This window comes from Halobacteriovorax sp. RZ-2 (assembly GCF_043196685.1).
In the GTDB taxonomy this organism is placed as follows: Bacteria; Bdellovibrionota; Bacteriovoracia; order Bacteriovoracales; family Bacteriovoracaceae; genus Halobacteriovorax_A.
Window position 1 is genome coordinate 170,182 of the sequence record NZ_JBEBMR010000002.1, and the last position, 16,389, is coordinate 186,570.

Sequence of the window (16,389 nt, forward strand, 5' to 3'; positions counted from 1 at the left end):
GATGAAGCGTGTTAGAAAGTCTCATGCTAGACAGAATCTTTATCGAAATTTCAAATATTTGCAACTTACAGTGTACGTTCTGTCCTGTTGTTGAGCGCGATAAAAAGGTTATGGGGCCAGAGGACTTTGAAAAAATTCTCGTTCAGGCCAAGCCCCTGGCTAAACAAGTATGTCTTCACTTAATGGGTGAGCCCTTGGCCCATCCGAACTTTACAAAGATCATGGAGATCTGTGAAGACAATGGTGTTCCTGTGCAGATTACAACTAATGGAGTTGTCATTGCAGGACGTAAGGATGTTCTTTTAAAGAGCAAAGTCTTAAGACAAATCAATTTCTCTATCCAAAGTTATAAAGATAACTTTCCTAATCGAGACTTCAATACATACCTAAGACCAATCTTAGACTTTTCTAGAGAACTTCATGAAGCCTCTCCTGAAACGTATGTGAATTATCGTTTATGGAATCTTGGGCGAAGTGAACAAATCATGAAAGAAAATGAAGAGGTTTTTCAGACTCTTGAGCGCTTCTACGATATTGAAATTAATCGACGTACGCAGGTTGAATCGATAAAGAGTAAGAGGATCTGGAATAAGGTATATCTTCATTTTGACTCTCATTTCGATTGGCCATCTTGGGATTTACCTCATCAAGGTGAAGTAGGGAAGTGCCACGCTTTAAAGACTCATATTGGGATTCATGCAGATGGAACAGTCGTTCCTTGCTGTCTTGATAAAGAGAGCCAGATACCACTAGGTAATGTTTTAGATGAGAGTTTAAAAAGCATTCTTAGCTCACCTCGAGCAGTCGCAATGAGACAGGGCTTCGATAATAATATTCGTGTAGAGAAATTTTGTCAGCACTGTACGTATATCAATCGTTTTCAAAAAAATTAATCAATAATACTCTTTAGCTTTTGAAGATTTGCAACCATCATCTTGCGATTTTTGATTGGAAAGTCTTTTAGCTTAAGTGAAATCTTTTCTTGAACTTCGCTCCACACATCATTGTATAGCTTTTGACCTTTTGTACTTAGAGTTAAGATCGTCAATCTCGCATCTTCACTCGATTTATTCTTAGTCACAAGGTCTTCATCTACCAAAATATTAATTGTTTTAGTCATGGCCGGCTGGCTAATTCCGTGGTGATCGGCCAATTCCCCAACAGTATTTAATCCTCTTCCAATATTAGAGAGCGCCCTAAATTGAGGGTAGGAGATATGAGGGGATGCCGCTTGTCTGAGCTCACTACGAATTGAGCGGATAATGATTGGCATTACATCTAAAAGTATTCTTGAAAATTCTAGGTCTTTCACGTCTTTAGTATAAACCAAGGAGACACCGATCGTAAATTAATGCAGCAGCTGGAGAGCTGCTGCGGAAGGGTTTTTAATTATTGCTCAACTTCCAGATCAGAATCGTCTGAAAGTTCAGCATCTAGAGATGTATCTGAAGCTTCTGTTGTTTCAACACAATCACCAGTTACTGTACAATCAGCTGCTGGAGCAGACTCTTCAACTACTGCTGATTCATCTGTAGCAACTGAATCCGACCAGTCTTCATTAGCGTAAGAAACGAAAGCCGATGATAGTAGAACTAGAAGTAATAACTTTTTCATAATTAATCCTCATTGGTTTATGTTAAATATATAATGTAATTATATATCCTAGTTATATAACTTGGTTATATATTATTCCTTTCCAAAATTCCGTACAATAAAAAAATACACTTTTTGTGTAAAACTTTTGTCGTTATAATAAAATCTGTCAGTTAAGCTCGGATAAAGAAGGAAGAATTATGTGGCAACCACCAAAAATTGAAACAAAAAGACTTGTTCTAAGAGAAGTAAGGCTTAGTGACAAGGATGCGGTATTTGAATATGGAAAGAAGCCACATATCTCCAAGTATACCCTTTGGGAGCCTCATGAGACGGTGGAAGATAGTGTCGACTTTATTGAGAAGTATGCTTTTTCAAACTACGAACAACAGGTTCCTGAGCCATTTGCAATTACCCTTAAAGGTGATGATAAGCTAATTGGTTGTGTTGGTTGTTTTTGGGTTTCAACAAAGAATAAGTGCATGGAGCTTGCCTATGTACTTAATGATGACTTTTGGGGGAAGGGGATTGTTGTTGAAGCTGCCCAGGAAGTTGTTAATTATTGCTTTGAGAATTTTGATATTGAACGAATTCAGTGTCGTTGTAAGGCCGAGAATATACAAAGTGAAAGGGTCATGCAAAAGCTAGGTTTTAGGTATGAGGGACTTCTTCGCAATGAAATCTATCATCGTGGTCAGCATTGGGATATGAAGTACTATTCAATTTTAAGATCAGAAGTAAAATGATGTCTCAAGGGTCGCATATGTATGGTCAGAGGCTCCTTTAAACTGAGGTCCATGCCAATTGGCCTTTAGCGTGATTCTCATAACACTAAAGAAGAAGTTAAATCCCGCATCTGCTTTGTAGTAAATATCTTCCATGTCTTCATCTGCAATAACATAGACTGAATCGACTTTCTTTGAGCCCTGAAGGACAGCATCAAAATAATTTGCAACAGCTGAGCCATTGGCAAAGAATTCTAAGAAGCCAAGCCTCATCCCAAGTTTTAGGCCAATTTCAATATCACGTTTGAGACCGCCATAGTGTCCTTGTAGCCATGGAGATAGCTCGAAAATTGGGCCACGATTTATCTTTATTAATTTAAGTTCACCATTGTAGAAGTACTGATTACTCGTTTGATTCTGCCAACCATTCACTTGGGAAGAAGGCAGCATTTTATGAAAGAGGTTTTGTAAGATTCCTGCCTTTGCGTTCGGTCCTTGTTGTCCTGTCCAAAGATCAGCACGGAAGTAATAGTTACTGTTAACGTGGGAGAACCCTAATATTCCGTAGAGTAGTCCTGTATATGGATGGTCTCCATCAACGACTGTCGTACTCAAAGTTGCCTCTGGGGTGTAGATCTTATGGGCAACACCTAGACGCAGTTTCGTTAAAGATCCTTGGGAGTATAATCTCCTTTGATACATGAGTTCTAGGCCATTTGAGTAGTATTTATCCGTCTCAAAAGCAGCATCGTTATCAATCTTGATTGAAAACTCATTATTGGGCTTACTTTGCGCGAAAGTAGAGATGGCCAAGGTGAATAGGGATAAGATGAAGAGCAACTTCATTAAACAATTGTATCACTTTCAATATCTCACATCTTATAGATGGCCAACTTTGCTTGTTTAGAAAAATGAAGCTCTGTAATTTTAGTATGTTATAGGGACTAATTTAAGAATGTCTTGTATTGTTTACAATAAATCTCATTGCTCGCCACTTCGGTGTTATAAGCAGTCCACTATGAATAGAATTTGCCTAAAGAATAAAGTTATTGCCATTACGGGCTCCACAGGAGGCCTTGGCCAAGCTCTAAGTTTAGAGTTAGCAAAGAAGGGTGCTTTGTTGGCCCTAATGGATATCGATTCTGAAAAGCTAAAGCTACAGGCAAGAGAGTTAAGTGGCCTAGCGCTTGAAGTTGATGTGACAAGCCTGGATTCAATTGAGGCCGCTATGGCAAAGGCCAATGATCATTTTGGAAAAATCGATATCATCATTGCAAATGCGGGTATTACAAAAATGGCCCCAATGATTTCTTCAAGTGAAAAAGATTTTTTACAGGTAATCGATATCAATCTCAATGGGCCTTGGCGAACTTTTAAAGCTGCCCTTCCTTATATTTCTGAAAGTTCTGGCTATATGGCCGCAATATGTTCCATGGCCTCATTTGTCCATTGTCCACTTCAGGCATCATACGCCGCTAGTAAAGCAGGGCTTCATGCCGTTTGTAACAGCGTTAGAATGGAAGTGAAGCATCTGGGAATTGATGTTGGAAGTTATCACCCAACTTTTTTTCCATCGCCATTAATGGATGGAGTGACAAGTGATCCAGTAGGAAACAAACTATGGGGCGGTAATAAAGAAGGACCTTGGAAGATGATTACTATTGAGGAGGTTGTCTCTGATATCATAAGTGGTATTGAAGAGAGAGCGGAACTTGTCGTCATTCCAAAACGCAAGACTCTAGTTGCGAAGGCCAGTGGCTTCTTTAGGCGCTACATAGAACGTCGTGGATTTAAGGGAAGTGAAATACAAGAAGCAATCTCCCTTTCTCAAAGAAGCTAATTCCACATTGATTACAGGCTTTCCTGTGTTCTTTTAAGATGATCATCATTATTTAATAAGTGGACAACTTCTGTGAAGTTATGGGCACTTTCGATGACTTCTTCAGTATCGCTTTCAAGCTCTTCATTATACAAATAGTGGTCGATACTATCTTGAAGCTTTTGAAAAAGAGGAAGGAGTCTTAGTTCAATCTCTTGAGAGAACATCATTGAAGTTTCTTGCTTAACAAGTTCCTTAATACTTTTATAAATTGACTCTTGTTTATGGAAGAAGCCGATTACAACTTTTGAGAAATAAACAATAAAAGCGATAAACATAATACTATCGACAACATCATTAACGACTAGCGACAGTAGGCATGCTGTCAGTGTGAGACTATAGATATATTTAACTCTGGTGTTGGCGGCCAAGACAATCGTAAATAAGTAACTACTTAAAAGTAGCGGAAGCGCAATCGGTGAGTTTGAGCTCAAGTAGAATTTTAGAGTAAATAGTAGTTGAGCATTAAAAAGGTAAATATAGCTGATCTTTTGAATCGAAAAGTGATTTGTCGTTCTATACAAATGAAAAGCAAAGAGTAAGAAATTCAAAACAATTGCCAGGCCAGTATAAGAAATATTTGAAATTGGCCTAAATAAATCAATTGCAAAGAAAGTATAGAAGACGCTCATCGATAGGATGACGATGATTGAAGACCTTTTGAAATTATTAAAAATTGGTACATTAAAGATATCAACTTGATGGTCGAGTAAGTGATCAACATCATCAAACTCTTTCTTTAAAAAGTCCTCCATACGACTACTGTTGGACCTTAAGCTGTTTTTGATTCTTTCTTTATCATCTAGACCAGAAGAGATCATCGCAAGCATATTGTTGATAGGGTTTAATAAATTGTGAGTAAAATAACTCTTTAAGTTTAAAATATTTTTATGAAGTTCCTTCTTATGCCAAATTTGATTAGCATTCTCCTTAAAGGTAATCGACTGAATTGAGCTAACTGTCGTAATGAAAATATGAAGAAACGTTACGAGAACGAGATTTTGATCCGCAAGAAAGTAGTTATTTGTAGCTATAATTATAAAATGTAGGAGACAGTACTTGATATTTGTATGCTGAAGATGGAAAGCGAGGACAATGATTCCACCAATGTAGCATAGGGAGCTTGTAGCAGTATAGTCTGCTAGGCGTGGGTAGATCGACCAAATTAGACTTTCGACAACAACTGAGAAAAAGATGACAAACGTAAGGTTATTCTTAAAAAGCTTCTTGTAAAAGACGACTGCCATAATGGAATCGAAGGCGATCATATAATTGAACGTCGTTAATAGGTGTGGTTCAATATTGTAAAAATAGAAGACGACATACAGAACAGACATTAGGAGAACTGCGAGAAAGTGCATCTCGAAGAATTCTTTATATTTCTGATCTAAATGGTAATAATCATTAACCAAAATCTTGTCCTGTCCAAACATAATTAACTGACTAGTAGTTATAACCTCTTAAAAGTATAATCATTATACAATACATTATATTTGAAAAAAGTACATATTTAGTCCAGTATTAGTTAACGTAATTTTAGTAAGTTATAGAATTTACGTGAATTTAGTGACTTTGAAGGGAAGAAAAAAGCCGCTTAAAGAAGCGGCCTTGGTTTATTTCATAACTTTTAAGAATTCAATCATAAACTCCTTGTAAACGGAGTTGCTGGCCTTAAGGGCCGCTTGGTAGGCTTTCTTTGCATCGACTTTTTGGAGCATATGAAGGTGAGCTTCAAGCTCTTCTTTTGAAAGGCTTTCGTATGACATATCGAGTGCCATCTTTATATTCTTTCCCTGTGCGGCCAAGATCGCATCTGTTTGCTTTTGAGCATTGGCAACGACCTCATTTATATTCATCGTAGGATTCTTTTCCTGCTCAGTATGAATCATCATGGCCTGGATTAAACTCTTAGATGAGGCAGTTGATTGCTCTAGAAGAGAGGCTTCATCAATAATGCCATTCACTAACTCTTTTTTGTCTTCTGTAAGCTCGTAATCTTTCCCATTGGTAATGTGGTCGACTATTTTATCCTGAGTTTGCTGTGCATTTTCTTGCAGCTTTTTAGAAGTCTCACTATCTTGAATTTCTGCGATTGCTTGAAGCTCATCAAGACTTAAGTTCTCGTATGACTTCTCAAGTTTTTCTTGAAATGGAAAATTTCTCACAAGTTCTAGTAGCTTCTCTTTTTTCTCAGGAGCCTGCTCATTAAACTTTTTATTCTTAAATGCATTTTCAAATGTTTGATTAAGTTTAGCTTTTGATATTTCTTTCAAAAGTTTTTTTATAAGCACTTTCTTTTCACTTAGTACTTCCGGTGTATCAACTGTTTTCTTTAATATATTATTTTCCACTAGGGGAGTCGAAGATGATTCTGTCGATGCCTGTTGTACTTCTTTTGATACTTCATTTGTTGTTGTCGCTAAAGTGTCATCTTGTGCTTGTTTAGGATTTATGACTAAGTAATAAATCGCAATTAAGATAACTGGTAAAATTAAAATAAGTTTTTTCATAATTCCTCAGTAACTATTTAGAGATATTCTTTTCAATAGCTCTCGTTCTTTGTTTTTCTATTTCATGATGTCTTTGTTTGACCATCTCTTTAATATCTTCAATATTATCAGGAAAACCACTTTCAGAATTAAAGTCTTCAAGAAGTTGTGCAGCTACTTTTGACCCTTCTGAATCACTGTTTTCGATATTTATAACGAGTAATTCATAGCTACGAAGAATATAAAAAGTAAGCTCGCTCTCTGCGTAGATAATATCTCCACTTAGATCATTTAAAATAACTAATGATTCAACAGCATCAAAATCATCAGAATCAATATTAATAATACTATCGTCAATAGGAGTACTAATGAGCTTATAGTATTCATAATATGAATCACTCAAGTCGATTAAAACTCTACGCCATGATTCGATAAGTTCAGTTTCTTCCTGAGCTTTAACTAAGGACTGATTGGTGTTCTCTTTTGGCTTATCTTCTGAATTAGAGCAACTAGCTACAAAAAAACTGATAACAGTTATTAAAAGCAGAGCTTTTATTTCTCGCATAAATATCCCTTATATTTTTTTGCAAGAATATATTTTGTTTACAATAGTTGTAAACGAAGTGTGTAAAAATGAAGGTGCATATCACGTATTAAAGGTAGTAATTCAAGTCTAGCTTGATTGATTGAATACTTCTCGTAGAATTTTCAGATGCGTTTAGACTAAAGATAAAGCCTAAGTTCTTGTTAATACGATATGAGGTATCAAGGACTGCTTCTTCGAGGTACTCATACTGATTAGGTACATAAAAGCTTAAGGAATACCTAAGGTGAAATTTTAAACTCTCATATGAACGAAGAATTATACCTGTAGAGAGCCCTGCTATATAGAAGTCTGTTGATGTATATAATGAGTTTTGCTGAATTAAGTAAAAATCAATATCGCGGTGTAGGCGAAATGTTTTTCCAATATCGGCACCGATTTTAAAGTCATTTTCAAACTTTAGATGGCGATTGATATAGTCCGTATAACCAATTTGAAAGCCCCCCGAAATACCACCCGTTAATGGGTCTGATATTTGAAAAATCTTTGCACCAATTAGAAGTAGCTTATTAAGTCTTAGTTTTGACTTAGAGTATGATAGCTCAACATTTGCAACTCTTAATTCACTTTCGTTTATATACATTCTATTGTCATCGCTAAGAAGGTGAGAAGCTGGCAGAAGGCCTAGGATACTTCTTTGTTCCTCTTTATCATTTCTAAAATATTGCTGTGATAAGTAGACTTGTGAATTCGACGGAGCATTCGCAGGATTCTTATACTGACTAAAATCAAGGGTACCATTTGGAAAACTTTGCTCAAGAGTTCTATCAATTTTATCGCTTAAGAGAGAGAACTCTTTATAGTTTTTACTTTCTTCAAAGTATTGATATCGATTATATGCTTGGGCCAGCTCCAGCTGCGGGAGCTCCTCAATAGAAGCAATTCCTTTCTGCTTTATTTCATTAATGCTTAGTGGATCAATTTCAAGGTTTTCATAAATGGCCTTGACTAGCCACTTATCTGCCAGAATCGCTTTTGTGTCGTTTATTAATCCACTTTTATGAGTTGCACGAACTAAGTCTAATGGAGTCATCCAATTAGCTTTATGATCATTTATACTTGGCCAAACTGTTGCAATAATATAGTTCATTAGTGTGGCACAGTTAAATGTATGAAAGTAATAATCTAGTTTAATTCTTCTTAATTCATATAGGTGTAGGTGGAGTAACTTTTTTTGCTCATTAGTAAGATCGAGGTGATATTTCCATATATTTCGACCTTCTTCTTTAAGGTAACCTTTCTCTAGATGACTTGCTGGAGAGAGAGCGTAGAAGCCCTCTTTACCTGTCACAATGCTTTCAAACATAACTTTAGGAAGGTTAATTCCTTCGAGTTCTGTATAGAAAGTGAGTGCGTGCCTTTTACCATTCCCACCAAACTCGAGATAAGTATGACCCATCATGCTTGATGGATTCGATACATTTTCAGAGGCAAATACCAAGCTTATCTCTTCTAGTGGTGCTTTTGTTAAAAACTCATTGAGACCTTTACAAGAAGAGAAGCTAAGAGCTTCACGATTAAGCTTTTTACTCAACCAGTAGGCCCTTGCTGGAAAGCGACACTTAATGACTTCTAAATTGGAGTCCAATTCTTTTTGTAATAAATGAAGCTCGCTTTCTGGAGTAGGACTATGTGAAGATAGATAAAAATTTTTATCTTCGATAACCTGCTTGCCGTTTGTTAAGTAGAGTAGGTTAACCCAGTGTGGATCTTGTGCAATACTTTGTGCATTTACATTTTGAATAATGAAAAAGAGGGCCCCTAGCAAAGGGGCCTTTATTAACTTAGAAATAGATTGCTGAATACTACATGCAGTTAATTTGAATTGGCTCATCAAATTGCCACATCTTTTCTGAACCGTAATCTGTTGAAGAACCAAATGTTCCACCAGTTAGAATATTAATAAAGAATTTTGGGTCAACAGTACTCTTTGCTAGGTACTGTGTACATTTCTCATTTTCAGATTGGATAATTACATCATCCTTTTGTCTCTTTAATTCAACGATTCCAGGAACAATATAAGTACGTCCTTGAATATTGATTTTTTCTTTCTTGTTGTGTGATGTCGTAACATTAACCTTTTGTGTTTGATCATTTAAAATCGTTGCACAACTAGTGAATAGAAGTGCGATTAAGATAAATTTCATTCATCCTCCCTCATTATGTTCTTAATTAACCTAAATTATATTTGCGACGTCTTAAGAGTCCAGTAATTTTAAGGGGTTAGAATCTTCCGGTGTGGGGTACTAGTATGAGATATGCTTCGTGATTACAGCAGATTAAGCGCCTATATTTCATTTATTATCTTCAAATTTAAAAATAAAAAATAAAAAAACGCCACTTTTTATCATGGCGCTTTCTAAACTGAGTTTCTTATATGTTTTCGATAGTAACGTCACCACTTCCAGTACTTGCTTTAATGGAAATTTTTGAGTCGTCACTACTTCCGGCCTTATTTGTAAGTTTTCCGCTGGCCGATTCTAGCTTTGAATTCACTTTCATGCCTTTTGGGACAATCACTGTAATGTCACCACTACCTGAACTAATATTGGCCTTCAGTGTTTTGATCTGTGGATTGATAAGCTTAATATTACCACTTCCTGATTCAAGGCCTACCTCTTTAAATTGACCTTTAGCATTTATATCTCCACTTCCAAGGAATGCTTTTAATGAGTCCATTGCTGAGTTTGTAATGTTAATTTGTCCGCTACCTGAGCTAAGATCACTGTTGGCATTAAGGCCTGTAACTGACGTATCTCCAGAGCCTAGTTTCGATAATAGCCTCACTTGTTTTGGCATTGTAATATTAAAGTTTACTTCACACTGTGGCCCAACAGAAAACCAGCCAGAGCTTTTTTTCTTAGTCTTTTGAACCTTTACACTTACAACATTATCACTTTGTTCAATATTTAAGTTGCAGCCTTCGTCCCAGCTCTTTTTTGTGTAAGAGATCTTCATTAAGCTACTTTCTGTACCTGTAATTGAAACATTCCCACTAGAGTTTTCAAGAGCAAGTAAACCTTTTGAGATTTCAAAGCTCTTCTCTTCTGCAAAAAGCATTGATGTGAATAATAGGGAGGCGCCAGCAATAAAATATTTCATAAACTATTCCTTTTTTACTTAAAGTGAAATTTCAATACGATAGTTAACTATAATTTTTTGAGCTAATTAGAAAATATTTATTTTAGAGTCTGTAGATATTCCATTCTCGTTAATGAGCTATGAAATTTTTAATTTAACGAAAACTAAGGTCTAGAAAATAAAAAAGCCAGACTAGGTCTGGCTTCTTTATAAAACTGGTACTCCCAAGGGGATTCGAACCCCTGTTACCGCCGTGAAAAGGCGGTGTCCTAGACCGGGCTAGACGATGGGAGCGCTAACTTATTTCCCGGATTTGGAAACCAAAAAACATTAAAATGGTGATCTCTCTGCGACTCGAACGCAGGACCCTCTCCTTAAAAGGGAGATGCTCTAACCAACTGAGCTAAGAGACCATCTGTGTTTTGGTGAGATTGAATATAAGTAATCTTGGTTCAGAAGTCAACAGGGAATTTAAAAAAAATAAAAAAAAAGTGTAATTTTTTTAAGAAGTTAATTTTATTTACCCTTAGTATTTTTTATCGCCCACCTTGTCATTAAAGGCCTTGTGAGCTAATTTAGCCCATTATTACTAGTGTTTTAAGAGGTAGGCTTCAGTGACAACAGAAGTGGATTCAATAAAAAATAATGTAGAAGACTTGGACGGAAAAAAAGTAGCATTTCATACTTTGGGGTGTCGTTTAAATTTTTCTGAGACGGGAACAATATCTCAAGGCTTTGTTGAGCGTGGGTATAAGGTTGTTGAATTTGGTGAGCAAGCTGATGTTACTTTTATTAACACTTGTACTGTAACGGATAGTGCAGATTCGACTTGTCGTAATCTTATTCGTAAGGCACACCGTTCTTCTCCAGATGGAAAGATTGTTGTAGCTGGTTGTTATGCTCAAATGGATGCACCAAAGATTGCTAAGATGACAGGTGTTGATCTTGTTTTAGGAACAAGTGAAAAATATAAAGTCTTTGATTACTTAAATGAAGATGAAACAGATACAATCCATATTGATAAGTCGAAGGACTTCTTTGGTGCTGCTACTTCTAAGGAAGAGGGGCACACAAGAGCTTTCTTAAAGATTCAAGACGGATGTAATTACGTTTGTTCTTTTTGTATTATTCCTTTTGCACGTGGACGCTCTAAAGCAGTTTCAATTGCTCAAGCAATAGAAGAGGCAAGGGTAGTTGTTGCTCAAGGTTTTAAAGAAATTGTTCTTACTGGTGTAAATATTGGTGAGTACGAAACGACTTCAGGTGAAAAACTTTTAGATCTTTTAAAAGAGCTAAATGCTCTTGAGGGCCTAGAGAGAATTCGTCTAGGTAGTGTTGAGCCTAATACAATTACAGATGAGCTTCTTGATTATATGCAAGCTAATCCTAAGTTTCTTGATCACTTCCACGTACCAATGCAAAGTGGAAACGATGAAATTCTTGCGGGTATGAAACGTAAGTATACTGTTGAAGAATACAAGACAATCATTAATAAAATTATCACGCGCTTTCCAAATGCGGGAATTGGTGCGGATGTTATTTGTGGTTTCCCTGGAGAAACCGATGAACAATTCCAAGACACTTTTAATCTATTAAAAGAATTACCAATCACTCACTTTCACGTGTTTCCATATTCTAAAAGAAAAAATACGGTTGCAGCACGCATGGAAGATCATATTCAGCACCCAGTTAAGAAGAGTCGTGTGAAAACTCTGATGATGCTTGGAGATGCTAAGCTTAATATGTTCTCTGAAGATTACGTTGGAGAAACTTCTCAGGTCCTTTTTGAAAGGAAAGACAAGCAAGGCCTATGGGAAGGTTACACTTCGAACTTTATTCGCGTTAAAGTTGCACATGATGGTGATTTAAAGAATCAAATCCATCAGGTTCGCTTAATTGAGTTTAAAGACAACAAGGTTTTTGCTGAGCTATGCTAGTTGCTGCGGCGCTCACGGTCTTTTTGACAATTAATTAACAATTAAAAACGTTTTCCTAACACAACTTGAACACTCAGGTAGGCCAAGTTTTATATTCTAGTCTTGTCAGTAGGAAACAAGGTTGGCAAGCCTTAGAATTTTTTGTTCTGCTTTTAAAAACTCCACTTGCCGATTTTAATTTCTCAAGTCCCTCTCTGAATCTGAAGAAGTGTCTTACTGATAAAAAATCTTTGTGCTACTGCGTACATCTCTCTCTCTCCCGCGGTGGCACAAGGGCTTTATAAATTAAAAATCCATCGCGCTTATAAAGATGCGATAGAGCATATACCACACACAATCTATGAGTAGCTTTGAATTAGGCACTCGCCTCAATGATGGTTTTCTGCGACGGCCATCTCAAAAAAAACCGACACAAGATGGATATAGGCCCTGAGGTAACTCAGGGCCGAAGTTCTTTATACTTAGAAATATTCTTTAAGGAATTTAATTTCAGATCTTTCAGGTCCGAAAGCAATGATCCCAACTGGGATTTGAATCGCTTCTTCGATAAGAGCGATATAGTCTTTAACTTCTTGTGATAGTTCACCTTTGAAGTCATCGTTAAAGCCTGCTACTTCTTTTAGAATTGGTTTAACTTTGGCCAAATCAATTCCTGGATAAGCACAATCAATCGTACGACCTTCGTACTCATATCCTGTACAAACTTTAAGAGGCCCCATCTCAGATAAAACATCAAGTTTAGTTAAAGCGATAGAAGTAAGGTTTGAGCACTTAACAGAGTATTTTAGAAGAGGAAGGTCTAGCCATCCACATCTTCTCTTACGTCCTGTCGTTGCACCGAACTCACCACCCTTTGTTTGAATATCTTCACCCATTTGATCAAAAAGTTCAGTAGGGAATGGCCCTTCTCCAACTCTTGTTGTGTAGGCTTTTGTGATTCCTAAGACTTCTTCAACTGTTCCACCTGGAAGACCTGCTCCCGAGTAGATACCTGCATATGCAGTTGATGAAGATGTTACGAATGGGTATGAACCAAAGTCGATATCAAGAAGCACACCTTGAGCTCCTTCAAAAAGGATCTTCTTTCCTGCGCGTTTGGCTTCATCGAGGAAACTAAATGTATCGCAAACAAATGGTTCAATTTCTTTTGCAAGTGTCATCAGTCTTTCAACTTCTTCTTCAACACTTGGGTATTCGCACTCATAGAGATTTTTAAAAAGAGTTTCTTTCTCTAAAAGATTTGCTTTTAATTTTTCAGTTAGGATCTCTTTGTTAAATAGATCTTTTACTTTAATTCCCTTGCGAGAAATCTTATCTTCATAAGCTGGGCCAATTCCTTTTCCTGTTGTCCCAATCTTAACAGGTCCCTTCGCTTCACGTTGACCATCTAGTAGACGGTTATAGTAAGTGATAACAGAAGTGTTTGAAGATATTCTTAGCTTTTCAGGGGAAACTGATAACCCAGAGTTTTTTACATTTTCTAATTCTTTAGAGAATGCTTCTGGATCAAGAACAACACCGTGACCAATAACTGAGACACAGTGATCATGTAAAATACCTGAAGGAATTAAGTGGAGAACAACTTTCTTTGTTCCAACGATAATCGTGTGACCAGCGTTGTTTCCTCCTTGGTAGCGAACAACAACATCGCATTTTAAACCAAGTAGGTCTGTAATTTTTCCTTTACCTTCATCTCCCCATTGAGAGCCAATAATCGCAAGTGATTTCATAATTAAGCTTTAACCTCATGTAGTAAATTATCGTTTAAAAAGAATTCTTTCAGTTGATTTACGGCCATCTCTCCAACTCTTAGTTGAGCTTCATCTGTAGAAGCTCCTAGGTGTGGTGTAAGAACAAGATTAGAAATCTTGCGAAGAGGTGAGTCTTCTTCTAATGGCTCAGTTGCGAAAACATCAAAGCCTGCTGCTTTAAATTTTCTTTCCATAAGAGCAACAGCTAAGTCTTCCTCGTTAACAATTCCACCGCGAGAAGCGTTTACAAGAATTGCATGAGGTTGCATTTTATTAAATAGGTCCTTGTTCACCATTCCTTTCGTTGCATCCATTAGTGGAGTATGAAGTGTGATGATGTCACAAGTTTCAAAAATTTCTTCGACAGTATTTGCTTTAGAAACATAATCAAGTTCACTTGATTCACAAAATGGATCAAAGAATTTAACTTGTGGATCAAATCCTTGAAGACGTTTTGCAACGATCTTTCCAATTTGACCAAAACCAACGATACCAACTTTTTTATTAGCTAGTTCATTTCCTGTGTACTTTGATTTATCCCATCCGCCATTTTTCATTGTTGCGTCGGCAGCAGCAGTATGTCTTAGAACTGTCATCATAAGAGCGATAGCGTGTTCTGCTGCTGAGTTATTATTGGCACCTGGAGTATTTGAAACCTTTACTCCACGCTCGCCACATTTAACTTTGTCAATATTATCTGTTCCGGCACCTGCGCGGATTACATATTTAAGATTTGGAGCAAGTTCAAGATACTCTTCCCCAATTGTCGTTGATGATCTAATAACAAGAGCATTTGCTTTTGGTAGTAATTCTTTAATCTCGTCTTGAGTTAATTTTGCTTTTGGGTGAACTTCTAATTCGTTGATAGCTTGTAGAGATGCAAAAACTTCTGCATCCATTCCATCACAAACGACGATAAATGGTTTCACTCAGGCCTCCATGGATTTTTTAAGTTTTTCTTGTATTGCGATTATAGAACGCAACTTGCTACATGTAACCCTAATATTAGAAACTTTTTGTAAGTTGCTATTTAGTTTTTCGTTAACCATAATTATCATGATGCAAAAAAGTAAAAGTATGAAAAATATGAGAATTTTAAAGAAGTTATTAGGTGTACTTATATTCGGCCAACTGTTTCTATCAGCTTCTCTTGCTTCCTATATTCCTGAGGGATACTTTGTCAGTCATGATGATATGATTAGGGATTATCAAATTACTCAAGAGTACTCGAAAAGGGATTTCCTATCTTATATTTTAGAGCAGAATCCGGCCGTTACAGCGGCCGAGGCCACACTGATTACTGAGCGAGTTATTGAAGTTGCTGATCAATTTAGGGTTGATGCGAAGCTATTTCTTGCCTTGATTCGAATGGAGTCAAATTTCATGCGTGAGGCGGTCTCTCCAACTGGTGCAGTAGGCTTAACTCAATTCACATCAATTGGTGCCCAGGAAGTATCTGATCAATTAGGTCAACGTGGCCCAAGTTATGCAAGTTTACAAAATACACTCTATCTAAATAATATTTTACTAGATGGCATGCCTGAGTGGAGTCATTTGTGGCTGCGAGAGAGGAGCTGGGCGCAGCAAAAGTTGCTGTTCTTAGATGATCTCGACCTGTCCCTTGTGTATGGTGCTATCCTCTTAAAGGTCTATCTGGCAAAGAACTACCAAGATGATCTCATGGCCAACTATTATGAGGCACTCGTTGACTACAATGGTGAGCCTGGAGAGAGAAAATATTGGTATGCACGCACAATCTTAAAGTTTTACGATGAAATCTAAACTGATTCGTGCTAGAAATTCCTTATGAAAAATATTCAAGTAATTAAAGCCGATATTACAACTCTTGATGTTGATGCCATTGTGAATGCAGCTAATAGTGAACTTAAAGCTGGAGGGGGTGTTGATGGTGCCATCCATGCTGCCTGTGGTGAAGAACTAGCCAAGGAACTTGCTGAAGCAGGTGGTTGTCCAGTTGGGGAAGCAAGATTGACTCGTGCCTTTAATATTCCTGCGGAATTTATCATTCATGCTGTTGGACCAAAGTGGGAAGGTGGAGCAAATGGTGAAGCGGACTTACTTGAAAAATGCTATATCTACGCACTCTCTCTGGCCCTTGAGAATGAATGTAAGTCAATTGCATTCCCATGTATCTCAACTGGAATTTTTGGCTATCCAAAAATTGAAGCGGCCATTACTGCAACTTCAGCAGTAAAGAGCTTTGATGCTATTGAAGAATTTGATGATGTGATCTTCTGTTGCTTTGATGATGAAAGCTATGAGATCTACAAAACAATTCTGTAGCCTCTATAAAAGAGTGATCTCTTAAT

17 protein-coding genes and 2 tRNA genes are annotated in these 16,389 nt (G+C 37.0%); 6 read left to right on the plus strand and 13 right to left on the minus strand.

Features of this window, described 5'->3' with window-relative positions:
- Positions 1 to 23: 23 nt before the first annotated feature.
- Positions 24 to 893, plus strand: coding sequence for a radical SAM/SPASM domain-containing protein (locus ABMA78_RS06825; protein ID WP_392858322.1), 870 nt, complete (start codon positions 24 to 26; stop codon positions 891 to 893).
- Here the strand turns inward: ABMA78_RS06825 and ABMA78_RS06830 are convergent.
- Both ABMA78_RS06830 and ABMA78_RS06835 read right to left on the minus strand, forming a co-directional pair.
- Positions 890 to 1,312: a MarR family winged helix-turn-helix transcriptional regulator gene (locus tag ABMA78_RS06830; protein WP_392858325.1), complete on the minus strand. Its 423-nt coding sequence runs from the start codon at positions 1,310 to 1,312 to the stop codon at positions 890 to 892. The genes ABMA78_RS06825 and ABMA78_RS06830 overlap by 4 nt on opposite strands.
- A gap of 77 nt (positions 1,313 to 1,389) precedes the next feature.
- On the minus strand, positions 1,390 to 1,614 hold the full coding sequence (locus ABMA78_RS06835; RefSeq protein WP_392858327.1) for a hypothetical protein: 225 nt from the start codon (positions 1,612 to 1,614) through the stop codon (positions 1,390 to 1,392).
- A 179-nt stretch (positions 1,615 to 1,793) separates the two neighbouring features.
- On the opposite strand from ABMA78_RS06835, the gene ABMA78_RS06840 reads away from it, so the two are divergent.
- On the plus strand, positions 1,794 to 2,339 hold the full coding sequence (locus ABMA78_RS06840; protein WP_392858330.1) for a GNAT family N-acetyltransferase: 546 nt from the start codon (positions 1,794 to 1,796) through the stop codon (positions 2,337 to 2,339).
- Here the strand turns inward: ABMA78_RS06840 and ABMA78_RS06845 are convergent.
- Positions 2,325 to 3,164, minus strand: coding sequence for a lipid A-modifier LpxR family protein (locus ABMA78_RS06845; protein WP_392858332.1), 840 nt, complete (start codon positions 3,162 to 3,164; stop codon positions 2,325 to 2,327). The genes ABMA78_RS06840 and ABMA78_RS06845 overlap by 15 nt on opposite strands.
- 172 nt (positions 3,165 to 3,336) lie before the next feature.
- Between ABMA78_RS06845 and ABMA78_RS06850 the strand changes: the two genes are divergently transcribed.
- Positions 3,337 to 4,158 (plus strand): SDR family NAD(P)-dependent oxidoreductase, encoded by an 822-nt coding sequence (locus ABMA78_RS06850; RefSeq protein WP_392858335.1) that lies wholly within the window; start codon positions 3,337 to 3,339, stop codon positions 4,156 to 4,158.
- Positions 4,159 to 4,169: 11 nt separating this feature from the next.
- On the opposite strand, the gene ABMA78_RS06855 is transcribed toward ABMA78_RS06850, so the two are convergent.
- The 8 genes from ABMA78_RS06855 to ABMA78_RS06890 form a co-directional block, all read right to left on the minus strand.
- Entirely contained in the window at positions 4,170 to 5,609 is a 1,440-nt protein-coding gene (locus tag ABMA78_RS06855) for a hypothetical protein (RefSeq protein WP_392858337.1), read from the minus strand.
- 201 nt (positions 5,610 to 5,810) lie between these two features.
- Positions 5,811 to 6,707, minus strand: coding sequence for a hypothetical protein (locus tag ABMA78_RS06860; RefSeq protein ID WP_392858340.1), 897 nt, complete (start codon positions 6,705 to 6,707; stop codon positions 5,811 to 5,813).
- A gap of 13 nt (positions 6,708 to 6,720) precedes the next feature.
- Positions 6,721 to 7,251 carry a hypothetical protein gene (locus ABMA78_RS06865; protein ID WP_392858342.1) on the minus strand — a complete coding sequence of 177 codons (531 nt, stop codon included), beginning with the start codon at positions 7,249 to 7,251 and terminating at the stop codon, positions 6,721 to 6,723.
- Positions 7,252 to 7,339: 88 nt separating this feature from the next.
- Complete coding sequence (locus tag ABMA78_RS06870) at positions 7,340 to 9,124, minus strand: DUF4105 domain-containing protein (protein WP_392858345.1); 1,785 nt, start codon at positions 9,122 to 9,124, stop codon at positions 7,340 to 7,342.
- The gene (locus tag ABMA78_RS06875) at positions 9,096 to 9,437 is read right to left on the minus strand and encodes an adenosine deaminase (protein ID WP_392858347.1); all 342 of its coding nucleotides are present in this window, start codon (positions 9,435 to 9,437) and stop codon (positions 9,096 to 9,098) included. Before ABMA78_RS06875 ends, ABMA78_RS06870 begins: the two co-directional genes overlap by 29 nt.
- Positions 9,438 to 9,663: 226 nt before the next feature.
- Positions 9,664 to 10,392 carry a DUF4097 domain-containing protein gene (locus ABMA78_RS06880; RefSeq protein WP_392858349.1) on the minus strand — a complete coding sequence of 243 codons (729 nt, stop codon included), beginning with the start codon at positions 10,390 to 10,392 and terminating at the stop codon, positions 9,664 to 9,666.
- 195 nt (positions 10,393 to 10,587) lie between these two features.
- Positions 10,588 to 10,665 (minus strand) — tRNA-Glu (locus tag ABMA78_RS06885).
- A 42-nt stretch (positions 10,666 to 10,707) separates the two neighbouring features.
- Positions 10,708 to 10,784, minus strand: a tRNA-Lys gene (locus ABMA78_RS06890).
- A 201-nt stretch (positions 10,785 to 10,985) separates the two neighbouring features.
- On the opposite strand from ABMA78_RS06890, the gene mtaB reads away from it, so the two are divergent.
- A complete protein-coding gene (gene mtaB, locus ABMA78_RS06895; RefSeq protein WP_392858352.1) occupies positions 10,986 to 12,308 on the plus strand; it encodes a tRNA (N(6)-L-threonylcarbamoyladenosine(37)-C(2))-methylthiotransferase MtaB in 1,323 nt (440 codons plus the stop codon).
- A gap of 461 nt (positions 12,309 to 12,769) precedes the next feature.
- On the opposite strand, the gene ABMA78_RS06900 is transcribed toward mtaB, so the two are convergent.
- Both ABMA78_RS06900 and ABMA78_RS06905 read right to left on the minus strand, forming a co-directional pair.
- Positions 12,770 to 14,038: an adenylosuccinate synthase gene (locus ABMA78_RS06900; RefSeq protein WP_392858355.1), complete on the minus strand. Its 1,269-nt coding sequence runs from the start codon at positions 14,036 to 14,038 to the stop codon at positions 12,770 to 12,772.
- A gap of 2 nt (positions 14,039 to 14,040) precedes the next feature.
- The gene (locus ABMA78_RS06905; RefSeq protein WP_392858358.1) at positions 14,041 to 14,988 is read right to left on the minus strand and encodes a hydroxyacid dehydrogenase; all 948 of its coding nucleotides are present in this window, start codon (positions 14,986 to 14,988) and stop codon (positions 14,041 to 14,043) included.
- 130 nt (positions 14,989 to 15,118) lie between these two features.
- On the opposite strand from ABMA78_RS06905, the gene ABMA78_RS06910 reads away from it, so the two are divergent.
- Both ABMA78_RS06910 and ABMA78_RS06915 read left to right on the plus strand, forming a co-directional pair.
- The gene (locus ABMA78_RS06910; RefSeq protein WP_392858360.1) at positions 15,119 to 15,841 is read left to right on the plus strand and encodes a transglycosylase SLT domain-containing protein; all 723 of its coding nucleotides are present in this window, start codon (positions 15,119 to 15,121) and stop codon (positions 15,839 to 15,841) included.
- Between the two features lie 24 nt (positions 15,842 to 15,865).
- Complete coding sequence (locus tag ABMA78_RS06915) at positions 15,866 to 16,363, plus strand: macro domain-containing protein (protein ID WP_392858362.1); 498 nt, start codon at positions 15,866 to 15,868, stop codon at positions 16,361 to 16,363.
- Positions 16,364 to 16,389: the final 26 nt, after the last annotated feature.

Bases quoted from the DNA above. Each gene is read 5' to 3' on its own strand.
- ABMA78_RS06835 (WP_392858327.1), bottom strand. From the start codon at position 1,614: ATGAAAAAGTTATTACTTCTAGTTCTACTATCATCGGCTTTCGTTTCT.
- ABMA78_RS06865 (WP_392858342.1), bottom strand. From the start codon at position 7,251: ATGCGAGAAATAAAAGCTCTGCTTTTAATAACTGTTATCAGTTTTTTT.
- ABMA78_RS06825 (WP_392858322.1), top strand. From the start codon at position 24: ATGCTAGACAGAATCTTTATCGAAATTTCAAATATTTGCAACTTACAG.
- ABMA78_RS06850 (WP_392858335.1), top strand. From the start codon at position 3,337: ATGAATAGAATTTGCCTAAAGAATAAAGTTATTGCCATTACGGGCTCC.
- ABMA78_RS06915 (WP_392858362.1), top strand. From the start codon at position 15,866: ATGAAAAATATTCAAGTAATTAAAGCCGATATTACAACTCTTGATGTT.
- ABMA78_RS06910 (WP_392858360.1), top strand. From the start codon at position 15,119: ATGCAAAAAAGTAAAAGTATGAAAAATATGAGAATTTTAAAGAAGTTA.
- ABMA78_RS06900 (WP_392858355.1), bottom strand. From the start codon at position 14,038: ATGAAATCACTTGCGATTATTGGCTCTCAATGGGGAGATGAAGGTAAA.
- ABMA78_RS06880 (WP_392858349.1), bottom strand. From the start codon at position 10,392: ATGAAATATTTTATTGCTGGCGCCTCCCTATTATTCACATCAATGCTT.
- ABMA78_RS06845 (WP_392858332.1), bottom strand. From the start codon at position 3,164: ATGAAGTTGCTCTTCATCTTATCCCTATTCACCTTGGCCATCTCTACT.
- ABMA78_RS06860 (WP_392858340.1), bottom strand. From the start codon at position 6,707: ATGAAAAAACTTATTTTAATTTTACCAGTTATCTTAATTGCGATTTAT.
- ABMA78_RS06875 (WP_392858347.1), bottom strand. From the start codon at position 9,437: ATGAAATTTATCTTAATCGCACTTCTATTCACTAGTTGTGCAACGATT.
- ABMA78_RS06870 (WP_392858345.1), bottom strand. From the start codon at position 9,124: ATGAGCCAATTCAAATTAACTGCATGTAGTATTCAGCAATCTATTTCT.
- ABMA78_RS06840 (WP_392858330.1), top strand. From the start codon at position 1,794: ATGTGGCAACCACCAAAAATTGAAACAAAAAGACTTGTTCTAAGAGAA.